Below are 2,435 nucleotides of genomic sequence, written 5' to 3'. Positions count from 1 at the left end.
GCGGCGAGGACGTCCGCGCGCAGGTCGCAGAGCGCCAGACGTTCGACGTCCGGATGGATCTTGTAGTGGTGAATCCACGACGCGCCGAACATGCCCAATCCGACGATGCCGACTCCGATGCCCATGATTCATCTCCCTGCGTGGAGTGGCGAGTGCTCTATGCGGTGACGATCCGCGCTCCGTCGTCCACCTGGCAGACGTAACAGTCCGGCGTCAAGCCCGTCCGCGCGGGGTACGTCTCCGCAATCTCCAGCCGAAGCGGCTCCACGGCGGATTCCCGCAGCAGCGCGACCGTGCACCCTCCGAATCCCGCTCCCGTCATCCGCGCGCCGTAGACCCCCGGAACGTCCATTGCGAGCTCGACGAGCGCATCCAGTTCCGGGCAGCTCACCTCGTAGCCGTCGCGCAAGCCCTCGTGCGACGCGAGCATCAGCCGCCCGACCTCGTCCAGATTGCCGCTCCGGAACGCGGCGACGGCGGCTTCGACGCGCGCGGTCTCCTCGATGACGTAGCCGCATCGCTGAGCGGTGAGCTCCGGCAGTTCGTCGCGGTGGAGGGCGAACACGTCGGCGGGGATGTCGCGCAGGGCTTGGGCGCCCGGCACGAAAGCGCGCATCAGCTCGACGCCTCGCTCGCATTCGGCGCGGCGGGCGTTGTACTCGGACGTGACGAGCGAACGCTTCACGTTCGTGTTCGTGATGACCAACCGAGCGTCTGCCAGCGGCAGCGGGACGTGCTCGTAGCGAAGGTCGCGGCAGTCGAGAAAGAGCGCGTGATCCCGCTTTCCCAACCGCGAGATGAACTGATCCATGATCCCGCAGTTGACGCCGACGAACCGGTTCTCCGCCTTCTGGCACAGGAGCGCCAGGCGCGTCGGTTCGATGTCCAACTCGGACACCCGCGCGAACGCCATCGCCGCGCCGACCTCCATCGCGGCGGATGAGCTGAGCCCGGCTCCGACCGGCACATCGCCGCCCACGACGGCATCGAAGCCGCGCAGCGGGAAGCCCTCCTCGCTCAGGACCCACGCGACGCCGCGCACGTAGTCCGCCCAGGACTGGTCGGCGTCGTGGTCGATGGCGTCCAGCGAGAACCGCGACACGCCGCCGAACTCCCGCGAGACGATCTCGACGTTCCGGTCATCCCGCGCACGGACGGCGTAGACGATGCTCCGGTCGATGGCGACGGGCAGGACGAACCCGGCGTTGTAGTCGGTATGCTCGCCGATGAGGTTGACGCGCCCGGGCGCAACGCTGTGGAAGTCGGGGTTCGCGCCGAAGCAGTCTCGAAACAGCGGGGTCAGTGCCACCGGTTCCATGGGTGCCTTTCCCAGGACTTCTGGTTGAGTCGCGAAGGCGGCGATGTTGCCAGCGAGGCCATCCCAAAGAATGTCAGCGCTGAGTGTCCATGGGCAGTACGATCAGTGGTCTGCGACCACTTTCTCAATCACGCTGTCCCTCAGCGTAACTGAAGCGCCAATGTCCCAGACATAGCCGCGTATACGTACGATGTTGTGTTCTTTCACGCTTCCGAGGCTGCGATCTCGACCTCGCCATGCGAGTCGCACGTTCACGCCACTAACCGTGTTGCCAGAGTTGTCGTGGATATCATTGCCGTTGCCATCTACCTGAGCGCCGTGCAGATCGTACGCGTAACCTTGTCCTGGCTCTGGCTCTATCCGGACATCCCAAACGACAGTAGCACCCCGCACTCCAGCGACGTATTTCCGGCGCTCATCTACGTCCATTCCACGGAACTTGATGACCAAGCACTTCGCAAGCTCATACTCACCGTTGGAGCACAGGAGATTGCGTCGCTGCCATTTCATCACGAAGAAACGTGCCCAGTCACGTTTCTTCCAGATTGCCAGGACCATTGGAATGAATGTGCCAATCGCCTTTATGATTGGCTCACCAGGTAGCTGTGGAAAACCCGAGCTCATCTCAGAACCCCGAGGTGATGAGATTCTTCGCCTGCGGCCCAGAATGACAACGTCCGACAGCGCCGATGGCGAAAGCCCTGTTTCTGCCAGGGCACCGATCAGAGCGCGCCGTCGCCCTTGAGGAACTCGTAGTCGACGACGCGCCACTTCGCGCCGGGCTTGGCGACGCGGATCGTGATGTCCCGGTGGGACGCTTCGCCGCCCTTGGGTCGGACCTCGATCCGGTAGGTGTAGCGCGTGGAGCCGTCAGCGTCCTTGTCGGCGCTGAGGAGCTCGCGCTTGAGGGCGGGTCGGCGCGGATCGCTGGCGAAATCACCGCCCATGGACCGAACGGCGGCGAGGTCGGATATCTCGCGTTCCAGTTTGGCGGCGGCGTCGCCGTCGGCGAGTTCCAGGGCGCTTTGCTGATCCGCCTTGAAGACGTAGAGCTCCAGGAAGGTGATCGCCACCTTGTCGGGCGTTTCGAAGCGCTGGCATGCGAGGGCGAAGGCGA

At 64.4% G+C, this 2,435-nt stretch carries 3 protein-coding genes; all 3 read right to left on the bottom strand.

The features are described 5' to 3' along the window. Nucleotides 1-125 (bottom strand): gfo/Idh/MocA family oxidoreductase (locus tag FJZ36_19015; protein ID MBM3216991.1); only part of this gene is annotated, 125 nt, incomplete at its 3' end. Nucleotides 126-157: 32 nt separating this feature from the next. Continuing rightward, complete coding sequence (locus FJZ36_19010; GenBank protein ID MBM3216990.1) at nucleotides 158-1,318, bottom strand: galactokinase; 1,161 nt, start codon at nucleotides 1,316-1,318, stop codon at nucleotides 158-160. Between the two features lie 102 nt (nucleotides 1,319-1,420). Next, nucleotides 1,421-1,942, bottom strand: coding sequence for a hypothetical protein (locus FJZ36_19005; protein ID MBM3216989.1), 522 nt, complete (start codon nucleotides 1,940-1,942; stop codon nucleotides 1,421-1,423). Nucleotides 1,943-2,435 lie beyond the last annotated feature (493 nt).

Source organism: Candidatus Poribacteria bacterium (genome assembly GCA_016866785.1).
Classification (GTDB): Bacteria; Poribacteria; WGA-4E.
This window is presented reverse-complemented; position numbering and strand designations above follow the sequence as displayed.